General features: G+C 53.6%; 15 protein-coding genes. 6 read left to right on the plus strand and 9 right to left on the minus strand.

Annotation, left to right across the window (positions count from 1 at the left end):
- The first annotated feature begins 39 nt into the window (after positions 1–39).
- The 6 genes from arcB to ACREYP_RS01660 all read left to right on the plus strand — a co-directional run bounded on the left by arcB (position 40) and on the right by ACREYP_RS01660 (position 7,720).
- The gene (gene arcB, locus ACREYP_RS01635; protein WP_336818813.1) at positions 40–2,382 is read left to right on the plus strand and encodes an aerobic respiration two-component sensor histidine kinase ArcB; all 2,343 of its coding nucleotides are present in this window, start codon (positions 40–42) and stop codon (positions 2,380–2,382) included.
- Positions 2,383–2,613: 231 nt separating this feature from the next.
- The gene (gene elbB, locus ACREYP_RS01640) at positions 2,614–3,267 is read left to right on the plus strand and encodes an isoprenoid biosynthesis glyoxalase ElbB (protein WP_166877747.1); all 654 of its coding nucleotides are present in this window, start codon (positions 2,614–2,616) and stop codon (positions 3,265–3,267) included.
- Complete coding sequence (mtgA, locus tag ACREYP_RS01645) at positions 3,264–3,992, plus strand: monofunctional biosynthetic peptidoglycan transglycosylase (RefSeq protein WP_336818814.1); 729 nt, start codon at positions 3,264–3,266, stop codon at positions 3,990–3,992. Before elbB ends, mtgA begins: the two co-directional genes overlap by 4 nt.
- Before the next feature lie 46 nt (positions 3,993–4,038).
- Positions 4,039–5,166 (plus strand): sugar diacid recognition domain-containing protein, encoded by a 1,128-nt coding sequence (locus ACREYP_RS01650; protein ID WP_336818815.1) that lies wholly within the window; start codon positions 4,039–4,041, stop codon positions 5,164–5,166.
- A 138-nt stretch (positions 5,167–5,304) separates the two neighbouring features.
- Complete coding sequence (locus ACREYP_RS01655) at positions 5,305–6,573, plus strand: GntP family permease (RefSeq protein WP_008454840.1); 1,269 nt, start codon at positions 5,305–5,307, stop codon at positions 6,571–6,573.
- A gap of 10 nt (positions 6,574–6,583) precedes the next feature.
- Positions 6,584–7,720, plus strand: coding sequence for a glycerate kinase (locus tag ACREYP_RS01660; protein WP_336818816.1), 1,137 nt, complete (start codon positions 6,584–6,586; stop codon positions 7,718–7,720).
- 15 nt (positions 7,721–7,735) lie between these two features.
- Here ACREYP_RS01660 and npr read toward each other — a convergent pair whose 3' ends face one another.
- The 9 genes from npr to kdsC all read right to left on the minus strand — a co-directional run bounded on the left by npr (position 7,736) and on the right by kdsC (position 13,664).
- Positions 7,736–8,008 (minus strand): PTS phosphocarrier protein NPr, encoded by a 273-nt coding sequence (npr, locus tag ACREYP_RS01665; protein ID WP_008454837.1) that lies wholly within the window; start codon positions 8,006–8,008, stop codon positions 7,736–7,738.
- A complete protein-coding gene (gene rapZ, locus ACREYP_RS01670; RefSeq protein WP_008454836.1) occupies positions 8,005–8,859 on the minus strand; it encodes an RNase adapter RapZ in 855 nt (284 codons plus the stop codon). The genes npr and rapZ overlap by 4 nt, the downstream gene beginning before the upstream one ends.
- A gap of 46 nt (positions 8,860–8,905) precedes the next feature.
- Complete coding sequence (gene ptsN / locus ACREYP_RS01675) at positions 8,906–9,403, minus strand: PTS IIA-like nitrogen regulatory protein PtsN (protein WP_008454834.1); 498 nt, start codon at positions 9,401–9,403, stop codon at positions 8,906–8,908.
- Positions 9,404–9,484: 81 nt separating this feature from the next.
- A complete protein-coding gene (hpf, locus tag ACREYP_RS01680; protein ID WP_008454833.1) occupies positions 9,485–9,772 on the minus strand; it encodes a ribosome hibernation promoting factor in 288 nt (95 codons plus the stop codon).
- A 22-nt stretch (positions 9,773–9,794) separates the two neighbouring features.
- Positions 9,795–11,228: an RNA polymerase factor sigma-54 gene (rpoN, locus tag ACREYP_RS01685; protein ID WP_008454831.1), complete on the minus strand. Its 1,434-nt coding sequence runs from the start codon at positions 11,226–11,228 to the stop codon at positions 9,795–9,797.
- 48 nt (positions 11,229–11,276) lie between these two features.
- A complete protein-coding gene (lptB, locus tag ACREYP_RS01690) occupies positions 11,277–12,002 on the minus strand; it encodes an LPS export ABC transporter ATP-binding protein (RefSeq protein ID WP_008454830.1) in 726 nt (241 codons plus the stop codon).
- Between the two features lie 6 nt (positions 12,003–12,008).
- Positions 12,009–12,560: a lipopolysaccharide ABC transporter substrate-binding protein LptA gene (lptA, locus tag ACREYP_RS01695; protein WP_008454829.1), complete on the minus strand. Its 552-nt coding sequence runs from the start codon at positions 12,558–12,560 to the stop codon at positions 12,009–12,011.
- The gene (gene lptC, locus ACREYP_RS01700; RefSeq protein ID WP_008454828.1) at positions 12,529–13,101 is read right to left on the minus strand and encodes an LPS export ABC transporter periplasmic protein LptC; all 573 of its coding nucleotides are present in this window, start codon (positions 13,099–13,101) and stop codon (positions 12,529–12,531) included. Before lptC ends, lptA begins: the two co-directional genes overlap by 32 nt.
- Positions 13,098–13,664, minus strand: coding sequence for a 3-deoxy-manno-octulosonate-8-phosphatase KdsC (gene kdsC / locus ACREYP_RS01705; protein ID WP_008454827.1), 567 nt, complete (start codon positions 13,662–13,664; stop codon positions 13,098–13,100). The genes lptC and kdsC overlap by 4 nt, the downstream gene beginning before the upstream one ends.

Here is a 13,664-nt window from a genome sequence, read left to right on the forward strand (position 1 = left end):
GCGGTATATTTAGCGCATCCAAGGCGAAGGAATCGTTCCATGAAGCAAATTCGGTTATTGGCGCAGTATTACGTTGATCTTATGGTGAAGCTGGGGCTGGTGCGCTTCTCCCTGCTGCTGGCCTCGGCGCTGGTCGTGCTGGCGATGGTGGTGCAAATGGCCGTCACCATGCTGCTGAGCGGCCAGGTTGAAAGTATCGACGTTGTCCGCTCTATCTTCTTTGGTTTATTGATTACGCCCTGGGCGGTTTACTTCCTGTCGGTTGTGGTAGAACAGCTTGAGGAGTCCAGGCAGCGGCTGTCGAAGCTGGTGGAAAAGCTGGAGGAGATGCGCGAGCGAGACCTCATTCTGAACGTGCAGCTTAAGGACAATATCGCCCAGCTAAACCAGGAAATCGCCGACCGTGTCAAAGCGGAGGCCGAGCGCCAGACCATGCTGGAGCAGCTCAAAGTTGAGATGCAGGAGCGTGAAGAGACGCAAATCCGGCTTGAGCAACAATCCTCTTTCCTGCGCTCTTTCCTTGATGCTTCGCCCGATCTGGTCTTCTATCGCAACGAAGACCGGGAGTTTTCAGGCTGCAACCGGGCGATGGAGCTGCTGACCGGCAAGAGCGAGAAACAGCTTATCCATCTCAAGCCGCAGGATGTGTACTCTGCCGAAGCCGCTGACAAAGTGCTGGAAACAGACGAAAAAGTGTTTCGTCATAATGTCTCTCTGACCTATGAGCAGTGGCTGGATTACCCGGATGGCCGCAAAGCCTGCTTTGAAATTCGTAAAGTGCCTTATTACGACCGTGTAGGTAAACGCCACGGGCTGATGGGCTTTGGCCGCGATATTACCGAGCGTAAACGCTATCAGGACGCGCTGGAGCGTGCGAGCCGGGATAAAACCACCTTCATCTCCACCATTAGCCACGAGCTGCGTACGCCGCTAAATGGCATTGTCGGCCTGAGCCGTATTCTGCTGGACACCGATCTCACCGCCGAGCAGACCCATTATCTGAAAACGATCCACGTGTCGGCCATCACGCTGGGAAATATTTTTAACGATATCATTGATATGGATAAGCTCGAGCGCCGCAAAGTGCAGCTCGATAACCAGCCGGTGGATTTCACCAGCTTCCTTGCCGATCTGGAAAACCTCTCAGGCCTGCAGGCTCAGCAGAAAGGGCTGTCATTTGTGATGGACCCAGCGCTGCCGCTGCCGCACAAGGTGGTGACGGACGGGACGCGTCTGCGCCAGATCCTCTGGAACCTGATCAGCAATGCCGTGAAGTTCACGCCGAAAGGGGGATTAGTCACGGTACGCGTTCGTTACGAAGAAGAGAGCTGCCTGCGCTTTGAGGTTCAGGACTCCGGGATTGGCATTCCGGTGGACGAGCAGGACAAAATCTTTGCTATGTACTATCAGGTTAAAGACAGTCACGGCGGCAAGCCCGCGACAGGAACGGGGATTGGGCTGGCGGTTTCTCGCCGTCTGGCAAAAAGCATGGGCGGGGATATTACCGTGACCAGCAAGCCGGGTGAAGGTTCGCTGTTCACGCTGACCGTTCAGGCGCCGAGCGTGGCTGAGGAAGTGGAAGACACGCTGGAAGATGACGATATGCCGCTGCCAGCCCTGCATGTGCTGCTGGTGGAGGATATTGAGCTTAACGTCATCGTGGCGCGTTCTGTACTCGAGAAGCTTGGCAATAGCGTTGACGTAGCAATGACTGGGAAAGATGCGCTGGAGATGTTTATACCGGGCGAATATGACCTTGTGCTGCTGGATATCCAGTTGCCGGATATGACCGGGCTTGATATTTCTCGCGAGCTGAATAAACGCTTTAGCAAAGAGGAACTGCCGCCGCTGGTGGCGCTCACGGCCAACGTGCTGAAAAACAAGACTGAGTATCTTGAGGCCGGGATGGATGACGTGCTGAGTAAGCCACTCGCCGTGCCGGCCTTGATGTCGATGATCCAAAAATTCTGGGATAAGCAGATAACGGATAAGGAGCCTGTGGTGACAAAAGTCGATAGTGAAAAACAGCAAGCATTACTCGATATTCCGATGCTCGAACAATATATCGAGCTGGTGGGCCCAAAACTCATTACCGATGGCCTGGCGATGTTTGAAAAAATGATGCCGGGTTATTTAGAGGTGCTCGATTCCAATATGACCGCGCGGGATAACAAAGGCGTGGTGGAAGAGGGGCATAAAATTAAAGGTGCGGCAGGCTCCGTTGGTTTGCGGCATTTACAGCAGGTTGCCCAGCAAATTCAGTCCCCGGACTTGCCTGCGTGGTCTGATAATGTCGGTGAATGGATCGAAGAGCTGAAACAAGAGTGGCAACATGACGTTAGCGTATTAAAAGCGTGGGTTGCGGAAGCTGGAAAAAAATGACCCCGGCCAGGCCGGGGTGCGCGAATACTGCGCCAACACCAGGGAAAACAGGGTTGCGCCTTTTTTAGCGTTGAATTATTGAACGGCACAACCAGCAATTCGCGGGCTGTCAGCCATATAAGATAGCAAACCTTAAAATATTTGTTACGTGAATCAGTAAAATATGTGAAGCATAGCGATCAAATTAACGTGGTTGATACTGATTCACCCGGAACGAAAAGGAACTGACGGATGAAAAAAATAGGCGTAGTGCTGAGCGGCTGTGGGGTTTATGACGGCAGTGAGATTCATGAGGCCGTATTAACGCTGTTGGCCATTTCTCGCGCTGGTGCGGAAGCCGTTTGCTTCGCGCCGGATAAACCTCAGTCTGACGTGATCGATCATTTAACCGGCGAAGCTGCAGCAGAAACTCGCGACGTGCTGGTGGAGGCTGCGCGTATTACTCGTGGCAATATTCAGCCGTTGCGTGAAGCTTTGTCTGAAAACCTTGACGCATTGATTGTGCCCGGCGGTTTTGGCGCGGCGAAAAATCTAAGCACTTTTGCTTCAAAGGGGGCAGATTGTGAGGTTGATGCCGATCTCCGTCGCGTTGCACGGGAATGCCACGAACAGGGCAAGCCGCTCGGTTTTATGTGTATTGCCCCGGCGATGCTGCCAAAGATTCTGGATATGCCTGTGCGTCTGACCATCGGCACCGACATCGATACCGCAGAGTTACTGGAAGCCATGGGGGCAGAACACATCCCTTGCCCGGTGGATGATATCGTGGTGGACGAAGAACAGAAGGTTGTCACCACTCCTGCTTACATGCTCGCGCAAAATATCGCTGAGGCCGCTGCCGGGATCGACAAGTTGGTTGCCCGCGTGCTGGAACTTAGCGCATGAGTAAAGGGCGTTTCGCGCCGTGGCAGTGGGTTAAACGCTGGCTGTTAAAAGCGGTTCTGGCGGTTTTGGCGATTTGGTTCATGGGCATCCTGGTCTTCCGCTTCCTCCCGGTGCCGTTTTCCGCAGTGATGGTGGAGCGGCAGTTCAGCGCGTGGTTCAGCGGTAACTTCGGTTATGTTGCCCATTCTGACTGGGTTTCCATGGATGATATTTCGCCGTGGATGGGGCTGGCAGTGATCGCCTCTGAAGATCAAAAATTTCCCGAGCACTGGGGCTTTGATACTGATGCCATCGAAAAGGCGCTGGCCCATAATGAACGCAACGAAAATAGGGTACGAGGCGCGTCGACGCTTTCCCAGCAAACCGCAAAAAATTTGTTCCTGTGGGATGGACGGAGCTGGCTACGCAAAGGGCTGGAAGCCGGCCTCACGGTGGGGCTCGAAACCGCGTGGAGCAAGCGACGTATTCTGACGGTGTATCTCAATATTGCCGAATTTGGTGAAGGTGTTTTCGGCGTGGAAGAAGCCTCCCGCCGTTACTTCAACAAGCCAGCTAGCCGCCTGACACCTGCCGAAGCAGCGCTGCTCGCCGCCGTCCTGCCTAACCCAGTTCGTTTTAAGGCTAATGCGCCTTCAGGTTATATTCGCCAGCGCCAGCAGTGGATTTTACGACAGATGCGCCAGCTGGGCGGAGAGTCGTTCCTTGAGCAGCACAATTTAAAATAAGCCGCATCCAACGCACTCGCGCGCTCTCCACGACAAGGTAAACGCTATGATGACCTCTTGCCTGAAAGAAGATACCGCCCGGCAAATTGTCCAGCGCACCATGAACATCATCGATCACTCGGTGAATGTGATGAGCGAGCAGGGGGTGATTATTGCCTCTGGCGATCCACGCCGTCTTTATCAGCGCCATGAAGGTGCTGTCCTGGCGCTGACGGAAAACCGGACCGTGATTATTGATGAGGCTTCTGCCCGGCGGCTGAAAGGGGTTAAACCCGGTATTAATTTGCCCATCGTCTTTCGCCAGAAAATCGTTGGCGTGGTGGGGATTTCTGGTGAGCCAGAGAAAGTGCAGGCTTATGCCGAACTTGTCAAAATGGCGGCCGAGCTGATCCTTGAGCAGGCGGAAATGCTTGAGCAAAATCAGTGGGAAAAGCGCTATCGGGAGCAGCTCGCCGCGCAGATTATTTCAGGCCAGCAATGTCTGGCGGAACTGCGCCCTATGGCCAGCGGCCTTGGCGTAGACCTTGAATTGCCACGGGTTGCGCTGATGATTCATTTTCCCTCTCGAGATGTTTTGCGTCAGCGGGAGCTGCTCGAGCGGCTTGGCGGCTATGACAACCAGGCATTAGTCACGCCATTCGGTTTTGAACAAATCGCAATGCTACTACCCCTGGGCGGTGGCCGGCCTGAGGAGTGGCAGGCATTGCTGAAAAAAACGCTGCGCAAACTTCATTCTCAGCTGCTGGCGCATTTTGAAGTCACCCTGTCAGTTGGGGGATGCTTCGACGGCGACGACGCGTTACGACGATCCTGGCTTAGCGCCGTGGCGCTGCATGAGATGGCTTCACGGCAAAAAATTGGCCGGTCGATTTTGTACTATCAGGATCTTTTATTGCCTGTGCTGCTCAACGGACTTTCCGGCAGCTGGCAGGCCGAGGAAATGGGGCGAGCATGGAAAACGCTTTGTGAAGCCGATCCGAAAGGCGTGCTTCGCCGCACGCTGCGCTGCTATTTTGAACAGAATTGTGATCTGTCTCAAACGACAAAATTGCTGCATATTCACGTCAATACATTGCGCTATCGGCTAAGTAAAATAGAGTCGATAACGGCTTTAGATATTAATAAGTTAGATTCGACTCTTCAGCTGTTTATTGGTATGCAGCTCAGCGACTGATTTGTAGTAATCTACAAGAAAACGTTTCTTTCACCGCCCATTTTCTGGTGTTTTCTCTCAAGCTATTTGCAGCCCGCTCAGGGTAATGTCCCGCCGTACCTTTCGATCTCCCTAAAAAAATCAAAACAGGAGTGATTCATGACCACGGTTTCGGCTCTGGGCGCCCTGGTGGCGCTGGTTGTTTCTATTGTCCTTATTTTACGCAAGGTTCCTCCGGCCTACGGCATGATTGCTGGCGCTCTGGCTGGCGGGTTAGTTGGCGGTGCTGATTTAGTGCAGACGCTTTCGCTTATGATTACCGGGGCGCAGGGGATTACCAATGCGGTACTACGCATTCTCGGGGCAGGCATACTGGCGGGCGTGCTGATTGAGTCCGGGGCAGCCAACACAATTGCCGAAACCATTGTCCGTAAGGTGGGTGAGAAAAGGGCGCTGTTCGCTTTGGCAGTGGCGACCATGTTGCTGACTGCCGTCGGCGTATTTATTGATGTTGCCGTTATCACGGTCTCTCCTATTGCCCTGGCGATTGCCCACCGGGCCGATATTTCGAAAATGGCTATACTGCTGGCGATGATTGGCGGCGGGAAGGCCGGCAACGTTATGTCGCCCAATCCTAATACGATTGCGGCGGCTGACGCTTTCCACGTTCCACTCACCGACTTAATGATGGCGGGCGTTGTACCGGGTCTGTTTGGGCTGGTGCTCGCCTATTTTCTGGCGAAGCGGTTGCAGCATCGGGGTTCTAAAGTTGCCAGCAGTGAGTTGATTGCCGGGGAAAAAGAAAAGGCCTTGCCTGCGTTTGGCGCGGCAATAGCTGCGCCGCTGGTGGCTATTTGCCTGCTTGCACTTCGCCCGATTGCCGGCATTGCGATTGATCCGCTGGTTGCGTTGCCGATAGGCGGCCTGATTGGGGCTATAGTGATGGGGCAGTGGCGGCAGACAAATCATTTTATGGTGTCGGGGCTGGCGCGTATGTCTCCGGTGGCGATTATGCTGCTGGGGACCGGAACGCTGGCCGGGATCATCGCCAACTCCGGCTTGAAGGATGTACTGATTAACGGTTTAACGGCCTCCGGTATGCCGTCCTACCTTCTGGCACCTTTTTCCGGGGCGCTGATGTCCATGGCTACCGCATCAACAACGGCAGGAACGGCGGTGGCTTCTGCGGTGTTTAGCTCAACGCTTGTCGATATGGGAATTTCTGCACTCGCCGGGGCGGCAATGATCCATGCCGGGGCGACGGTGCTTGACCATATGCCGCACGGCAGCTTTTTCCATGCCACCGGGGGCAGCGTGAATATGCAGGTTCATGAACGCTTAAAACTGCTTCCCTACGAAACAGCCGTTGGTTTGGCCATCGCTTTTGTTTCAACCCTGATGTTTGGTGTGTTTAATTTAGCGGGTTAATGAGGTTGCCATGAAAATTGTTATTGCCCCCGATTCTTTCAAAGAGAGCCTGAGCGCGATGCAGGTCGCCGAGGCCATTGAGCAAGGTTTTCGCGAGATTTACCCGAATGCAGAGTATATCAAGCTGCCGATGGCCGACGGAGGAGAAGGGACCGTTGAATCGATGGTTGCCGCGACGCACGGGCAAATTATCCCTGTAACGGTGACCGGCCCGCTGGGGCTGCCTGTTGAGGCTTTCTTTGGCATCACGGGCGATGGCGAAACAGCCATCATTGAAATGGCGGCCGCTTCAGGGCTGCATCTGGTGCTGCCCGAAAAACGAAATCCGCTGCTGACCGGCACTTTTGGCACCGGGGAGCTTATTCTGGCGGCGCTGGATCGCGGCGCACGTAAAATCATTATTGGTATCGGTGGCAGCGCGACCAACGACGGCGGGGCCGGCATGATGCAGGCGCTGGGCGTCAGGCTTCGTGATGCACAGGGTAATGAGCTTTGCGCAGGCGGTGCTGCCCTGGCTGAGCTTGCAGAGATTGATGTTAGCCAACTGGATGCCCGCCTGGCACAGTGCGACATTCTGGTGGCCTGTGATGTCGATAATCCGCTGTGCGGTGAGCGCGGTGCGTCAGCGGTCTTTGGGCCGCAGAAAGGCGCTACGCCCGAGCAGGTTATGCAGCTTGATACTGCACTCAGGCATTATGGCGAACAGCTGGAGCACATCAGCGGTAAGGATGTGATTGCCGTGGCAGGTGCCGGGGCGGCAGGGGGCATGGGAGCGTCTTTGTTTGGTTTGCTTCATGCCCGCCTGCAGCCCGGTGTGGAAATTGTCACCGAAGCTTTGCGGCTTGCCGAGGCTGTTCAGGGGGCGGACCTGGTTATCACCGGAGAAGGGCGTATAGACAGCCAGACCATTTATGGCAAAACGCCGATAGGCGTGGCGAGAGTGGCGAAGCGTTTTCAGGTGCCGGTTATCGCGCTGGCTGGCGGTATGACGACTGATTACGGCTTAGTCCATCAGCACGGGCTCGACGCTGTATTTTCGGTGCTTAATCGGGTTCAGACGCTGGCGGAGGCGTTGGAAAAGGCGGGCGAGAATATTTGCGTGACAGCGCGTAACGTTGCCGCAGTATGGAAAATAGGGCGCGGTTAGATCCGCGCACAGCGGTTAGTCTTCGTCAAATCCGGCATTGAACAGAGCAATCACGGCCGCCAGGGCTTGCTCTTCTTCCGGGCCTGTGACTTCTATTTCTATGTGGCCTCCTTTGGCGGAGTCCAGCATCAGGAGGGCAATCACGCTGCTGGCTTCAGCTTCGGTGCCCGCTTCGTTTCTCAGCATCACTTCTGCGTCAAAACTTTGTACCAGCTCAAACAGTTTCATCGCCGGGCGCGCGTGCATGCCCAGCTTGTTGGTGATTTCAACGGTCTGCTTTACGCTCATGTTTTACGTTTTTCCAGCGTGCGGTGACGGGACTGGACGTTCTTCCCGCGTGAGCGGAAGTAGTCAGCCAGCTGCTCTGCAATATAAACCGAACGGTGTTTACCGCCGGTACAGCCAATCGCCACGGTCAGGTAGCTACGGTTGTTGGTTTCAAGCATCGGTAACCATAACTCAAGATAGCTGCGGGTCTGGTAGATAAAATTGTGTACTTCTGTGTGCCTGTCGAGGAAGGCGGCGACAGGGCGATCGAGGCCGGTCATTGGACGCAGTTTTGGATCCCAGTGCGGGTTAGGAAGAAAACGCACGTCGAACACATAATCGGCGTCAATCGGTATGCCGTGCTTAAAGCCAAAAGACTCGAACACCATGGTGAGTTCGCGTTCACGTTTACCCAACAGACGAGTACGCAGCATCTCCGCCAATTCGTGTACCGACATTTCGGAGGTGTCGATGATCAGGTCCGCGCGGGATTTTAGTGGTTCGAGGAGATCGCTTTCTTCGTCAATCGCACTTTCCAGAGAGAGATTTTTGCTGGAAAGCGGATGAAGGCGGCGCGTGTCACTGTAGCGGCGGATTAGCGTATTACGATCGGCATCAAGGAACAGCAGCTGCGGAGAAAAAGCGTCCGGCAGGCTGTCCATTGCGTGCTCGAAGATTTCCGGCGACTCCGGCATGTTGCGCACGTCTATGCTGACGGCAGCAGAGATTTGCCGATCGGCAAGCGTTTTTGCCAGCTCTGGCAACAGGACAACCGGCAGGTTATCCACGCAATAGAATCCCATATCTTCCAGTGCGCGCAAGGCTACAGACTTCCCTGAACCTGAGCGGCCGCTGACAATCATCAGCACCATGTAATCATTCTCCCGATTTATCTGTCTGAGACATCAAACGCGCCGATTATTCATTTTCGCTGTCGTGATCGACTTCTGTTTCAGTAATTATCTGGTAAAGCTCTTCGTCACTGCCGGCTGAGCGCAGCCTACGACAAATGGTTTTATCCGCCAGACGCTTGGCCACCAGGGAAAGCGTGTGCAGGTGGGTTTTTGTCTGGTCAGCAGGTACCAGTAACGCAAATAACAGGTCAACCGGTTGATTGTCGATGGCATCAAAAGCGATTGGCGTTTCCAGTTGAATAAAGACGCCGACGGCGCGAAGCGTATCTTCCTCCAGCTTGCCGTGGGGAATAGCGATACCGTTGCCAATGCCGGTACTGCCCATACGCTCACGGGTCAGTACGGCTTCGAAAACGACCTGCGGTGGAAGGCCAAGCTGTTTGGCTGCCAGTTCGCTGATGATTTCCAGCGCACGTTTTTTACTCTGGCAGTGGACGCCACTGCGAGTACATTCCTGGTTAAGGACATTGCTCAGTTGTAGAGCGGAATCGTTGTTCATCATAAGTTCACCTAAGCACTTTTGTGCAAACGGCCCGCGACTTAAGCAGCGGGCCGGCCATATGCACATCGGATGCCCGGATTATCAGTGTTGTTTTAGTTTATCTTTGTGTTTTGTTAACTGTCGGGCCAGTTTATCAATCAGGCCGTCAATCGCCGCATACATGTCCTGGCCTTCGGCACTGGCATGCAGTTCTCCACCGTTCACATGCAGCGTAGCATCCGCTGTATGGGTGACTTTTTCCACCTTTAATACAATATAGACCTGGTTGATTCTTTCGAAGTACTGCTCCAGTTTGGCAAACTTCGAGTTCAGAAATTCACGCAGTGCTTCAGTGATCTCGACGTTTTGTCCCGTAATGTTGAGCTGCATAGTGTCTTCCTTATCGGTAAAGTCACACCAGCTGTTTACGCTGGTTTGACGGTGGAATGGATAAAGACTCTCGGTACTTCGCAACTGTGCGGCGCGCCACCATAATACCTTGATCCGACAGTATTGAGGTTAACTTACTGTCGCTCAGCGGTTTGGCGGGGTTTTCCGCAGCAATTAACTTCTTCACCAGCGCCCGAATTGCCGTGGAGGAGGCTTCACCGCCGCCTTCGGTATTGACGTGGCTGGAGAAGAAATATTTCAATTCAAAGATGCCGCGTGGGCTATGCAAATATTTCTGAGTGGTCACCCTCGAAATTGTCGACTCGTGCATGTCCACTGCCTGAGCAATATCGGCCAGCACCATCGGTTTCATATGCTCTTCACCGTGCTCAAAGAAGGCCTGCTGCTGTTCGACAATGCATCGGCTCACGCGCAATAACGTATCATTGCGACTTTCCAGGCTTTTAATCAACCATTTCGCTTCCTGCAGGTTGCTGCGGATGAACTGCGAGTCGCTGTCATTGCGCGTGTTGCCGCTCATGGCTGCGTATTGCTGATTGATTTTGAGGCGCGGGATGCTGTCTGCGTTAAGCTCTACAACCCAGCGCGTCAGGTGCTTACGCACCAGTACATCAGGAATAACGTACTCAGGTTCACCCGTTTGGATCGACTGGCCGGGGCGAGGATCGAGGGACTGAATCAGGCACATGGCCTCTTTAAGCGCGTCCTCTTTGATACGCGTGACCCGCATCAACGTCCGGAAGTCGTGATTTGCCAGCAGATCTAAATGATCGCTAACAATAAGCCGGGCTTCCGCCAGCCATGGGGTCTCTTTGGCGTACTGAGAAAGCTGAATTAACAGGCAATCGCGTAAGTCTCGTGCTGCGACGCCGACGGGATCAAAACGTTGGATGCGTTTGAGGACGGCTTCCACTTCGTCAAGGCTTACATCGTCGTGGCCCAGACTTTCCAGAATGTCTTCCAGCGGCACGGTGAGATACCCGGTTTCATCCACTGCATCGACAATAGACGTCGCGATAGCGGCGTCCGTATCGGAAAATGGCGTCAAATCGACCTGCCACATCAGGTAGTCCTGCAGGGACTGGGTGGTCTCGCCCTGGTAGACAGGCAGCTCGTCGTCCAGATAGTCAGTTCCCGTACCTGAAGGCGTACCAGCGGTGTAAATTTCATCCCAACTGGCATCCAGCGGCAGCTCATCGGGCATCTCTTTCTGCTCGAGGGCTTCACGGGTGTCCATTGCTTCGCTCTCAGGCACTTCCTGAGTATCGATCTCATCATGCAGGTCGGTTTGCTCAAGCAATGGATTACTGTCCAGTGCCTGCTGGAGTTCTTGCTGAAGCTCTAACGTTGAGAGCTGAAGCAGACGGATGGCCTGCTGCAGCTGGGGCGTCATAGCAAGTTGTTGGCTAAGCCGTAATTGCAAACCTTGCTTCATGTTCAGAGCAAACGTCCTCAAATAAGTCGTGTAAGACTTCCCACCCTATCAGAGTCTGAACTCTTCGCCCAGATAGACTCGCTTAACTTGCTCGTCTTCAAGGATTTCTTCCGGTGTACCGTGGGCAATCAGGTGCCCCTGACTAACGATGTAGGCGCGTTCGCAGACGGCCAGCGTTTCGCGGACGTTATGGTCTGTAATCAATACGCCGAGGCCGCTGTCACGCAGGTGCTCGATAATGCGTTTGATATCAATAACGGAAATAGGATCAACCCCGGCAAAGGGTTCATCCAGCAAAATGAACTTCGGGTTTGCCGCAAGCGCGCGAGCAATTTCTACGCGGCGGCGTTCACCGCCGGACAGTGACTGCCCGAGGTTATTACGCAGGTGCGAGATATGGAACTCTTCCATCAGCTCGTTAGCGCGATCGTCACGCTGCTCTGACGTCAGATCATCGCGAATCTGCAACACCGCCATCAGATTATCAAACACGCTCAGGCGGCGGAAAATGGACGCTTCCTGCGGCAAATAGCCGATGCCGCGACGTGCTCGAGCGTGCAGCGGCAGCAGACTGATGTCTTCTTCATCAATAATGATGTTACCTGCATCGCGTGGCACGATCCCCACTACCATATAAAACGTCGTGGTTTTACCGGCGCCGTTTGGCCCGAGCAGCCCAACGATCTCACCTGATTTAACGGTCAGGCTGACGTCTTCGACTACGCGGCGGCCTTTGTAGGCTTTGGCCAGGTTTTTCGCAATTAAAGTTGCCATAACGAATCAGTTACTCTTTTTCGGTGCCGGTTGCTGGCCGTTTTTGTTTTGCAGCTGAGACGGCACCAGCACGGTGGTCACGCGTTTGCCTTTCTCGCTAAACGCCTGCATTTTTTGCTCTTTCACCAGGTAGGTGATCTTGTCGCCGGTGATGTTGCTGTCCAGCTGTTCAAGGTAAGCGTTGCCGGTCAGTACAACGAAATCTTTAGCCAATTCATAATGCATGGTGGACGCGTGGCCTTTAACCGGCTTACCGTTGTCCTGCATTTGATAGAAAGTAGCTGGGTTACCGTAGCCATCAATCACCTCTTTGCCTTGTTCACCGCCTGGGCGGGTCACAACGACTTTATCGGCGTTGATTTTGATCGTGCCCTGAGTCACAACGACATTGCCGGTAAAGGTAACGACGTTGCCCTGCATATCGAGAGACTGTTGGTCGGATTCGATATGAATAGGTTGGTCGGTGTCACCGGTCAGTGCCCAGGCTGACAGCGGTACGGCAAAAAGCGAACCAAGCAGAACAAGTTTAAGGCTGAGTTTGTTTATTCTGGATTTCATATGAGGTTTTAACCTTTTCAATCAGCTGTGCAGTTTGGCTGCGTAAGTTGCCACGCATTTTCAGGCCACTGGAGTTAAATGTGGTGCCGTACAAAGTCACCAGGTCGTCAGAAGCGACATCCTGAGTAATTAAATTCACCTGCGCATTGTCCGTCGTGATTCTGCGTAACTGAGAGTCAGGTGTTAACGCTGTGACGACGACGTTGCCATACAAATAAAGCATTTTGTCATCGGTAAGTTTGGCGCGATCCGCCTGAATTTCCCAGGTGGCGATTTTATTTTCATCGTACTGGGTCATGACGGGTTTGGTGAACCATGAAATACCCGTATCCGAGAAGTATTCAACGTGTTGAGCAATAAGCTTATAGTTCAGCGCGCCCTGTGGGTTGTATACGACTGTCGTGGAAAATTCGCTTTGATAAGTTGGCGTATCGCTGTTAACGGTTATGCCGGACTCGTCCTTCTCCGTCAGATTCAGGCCGATAAGCACTAATGCCGCAATGGCAAGCAGGAAAATAATCCAACGTCTGGTCTTGCTCATATGGATTGCCCTTTTGCCTCATCAAGCTTGCCTTGCGCCATCAACAGGAGATCGCAGATTTCCCGCACTGCGCCTCGCCCGCCGCTGATTCTGGTCACGTAATCCGCTTTTGGCGTCAATAATGGGTGGGCGTCTGCAACGGCAACGCTTAAACCGACCCGTTCCATGACTGGCCAGTCGATCAGGTCATCGCCAATGTAGGCAACCCGATCGGGAGAAAGCGCAACCTTTGACAACAGATCGTGGAACGCCACAACTTTATCGGATTGCCCTTGATAAAGGTGGGTAATGCCCAACGTTTCGCAGCGATCTTCCAGCAGTTTTGCTTTCCTGCCTGTAATAATAGCGACTTCAATTCCGGAGGTCAGGGCGCAGCGAATGCCATAGCCATCGCGTACGTTAAAGGCTTTCAGCTCTTCACCGCTGTTGCCCATGTAAATAAGGCCGTCAGACATTACGCCGTCAACGTCCAGAATCAGCAGGCGAATCTCTTTCGCTTTCGCTATGACCTGCGCGCTTACCGGCCCGTAGCAGGTATTAAGCAGCGCATCATGGTTACTCAT

The sequence above is a fragment of the Enterobacter sp. TMH.L2 genome, from assembly GCF_050847315.1.
Classification (GTDB): Bacteria; Pseudomonadota; Gammaproteobacteria; order Enterobacterales; family Enterobacteriaceae; genus Cedecea.